Annotated in this window: 2 protein-coding genes; both read left to right on the top strand. The window is 61.5% G+C overall.

Annotation, left to right across the window (positions count from 1 at the left end):
- The first annotated feature begins 285 nt into the window (after positions 1-285).
- Entirely contained in the window at positions 286-1,437 is a 1,152-nt protein-coding gene (locus tag AC1D0Z_RS20455) for a slipin family protein (protein WP_477660002.1), read from the top strand.
- 332 nt (positions 1,438-1,769) lie between these two features.
- A partial coding sequence (locus AC1D0Z_RS20460) for a hypothetical protein (RefSeq protein ID WP_477660003.1) occupies positions 1,770-1,992 on the top strand: 223 nt, incomplete at its 3' end.

Here is a 1,992-nt window from a genome sequence, read left to right on the forward strand (position 1 = left end):
TGGAAGTGAGACGTGCCGCGAGTGGGAAAAGTGGATGCAGGTTGCAACGGGAAACCGCGGTAGCAGGTGGGGCCAGCACCCACCGGCAACAGTTGCCAGTGCGAAGGTACTGCGACACCGGACAGTGAAGACGCCGGTCATGACATCGCGAGATCTCATGGCCAGGCCCCTCGCCTGAAAGTGCCCGCACCCTGAGTCCGCGGCTGTTGCTGATGCGGACTATGTTTTGTTGAATGAACAACTGCAAAGAATAACGAAGAAGAAATCGGAAAACGGAGAAGAAAAATGTTTGGATTAAAGCAATACAAGGTCAAGAAAAACGAACGCGGCCTGCTGCTGCGTAACGGCGATTTCGAGCGCGTGCTGCAGCCCGGTAAACACTGGGTGTATGCCGGTGCCGACCAGGTCCGCGTGGAAACCTTCGCGATGGAGCAGGCGGCCTTCACGCACGGCCTGGCCGATTACTTCATGGCCATGGAGCCCGCTGTTGTGGCCCAGGAATTTGTGCTGGCCGCGCTGTCGGATTCGCAGGCGGGCCTGCGCTACGAGAACGGCTCGCTGGTGGAAGTGCTGGCGCCCGCCACCCGCAAGCTTTACTGGAAAGGCCTGAACGACATCCGCATTGATGTGGTCGAGATCGACCAGGGCGTGACGAACAGCGAAAAGCTGCCCRCCGGCCTCGTGGCCACGCTGGGCCAGACGCAACTGCGCCAGCGCCCGGTGAAGGGCCTGGAGGGCGTGCTGCTGGTGCAGGTGCCGGACTTCCATGCTGGCGTGCTGACGCTGGACGGCAAGGTGACGGGGCTGCTCGGTGCCGGTGCGTATGGTTTCTGGCGTTACGGCCGCAAGGTTGAAGTTGAATGCATTGACCTGCGTTCGCAGGCGCTGGAAGTCAGCGGGCAGGAGATCCTCACCCGCGACAAGGTAAGCCTGCGYCTGAACCTGTCGGCCACCTGGCGTTATGACGATGTGCTGAAGGCCTTTGCCCAGTGGGGCAAGCCGTCAGAGCAGATCTACCGCGAATTGCAGCTGGGCCTGCGCGCGGTCGTGGGAACCCGCACGCTCGATGAGCTGCTGGAGAACAAGGCCGCGCTGGACGACATCGTTGCCGGGCATGCCCGTGAGCAGCTGGCAGGCGCCGGCATGAAGCTGGAAAGCCTGGGTGTGAAAGACATTATCCTGCCCGGCGAGATGAAGGCCATCCTGGCGCAGGTGGTTGAAGCCGAGAAGTCGGCCCAGGCCAATGCGATCCGCCGCCGCGAGGAAACCGCCGCAACGCGATCCCTGCTGAACACGGCCAGGATCATGGAGGACAACCCGATTGTCCTGCGCATGAAAGAGCTGGAGACGCTGGAGCGTGTGGCCGAACGTATCGACAAGATCTCCGTGTTCGGAGGCCTTGACCAGGTGCTCAACGGGCTGGTGAAGCTGCGTTGAGCGTTGAGAAGAATAAGAGGGGCGCGCTGGCACGGAAGGGAGCGCCACTGCCAAAAATGTTGATTGCCGGCAGGCCGGGTAACACCGGGTGCGGCGGGCAAGCCGGTTGACGGGCAAGGTTGAGGATGCAGGTGCTGGCTCCGATGACGGGTCTGTCACTGGCGCGCGTTTCCAACCGTCAGCTGGGCCACAGGCGTAAAACACCGTGGTCGCCGTATTGATGCGGGTTCGAATCCCGCCGTGTCCACCAAAATTGAAATCGTGAAAAGAAGCAGATGAAAACGAACAATAGCCCGCCGGAACTGTCCAGAGCAACGCGTGAGGCAGTGAACATGCTTGTCACTGACGCGCAGTTGGCACACTTCGCCGCGTTGTTCGCGCGCGTAGCCCCGGCCTATGCCGAACGCTGGGTCTCGCTATTGCAGGGCAAGCCGGAGAAATGGCGAAAAATCCTGCCTTGGCGTGTTTGGCCTTGCGACGTGTACGAAAGCCTGCCGCCGCGCATGGAGTGGGCTGCGATGGTAGACCAGGCGATAAGGTTGGCGCAGGCGCGCA

It is taken from the genome of Polaromonas sp. P1_E3, assembly GCF_056405935.1.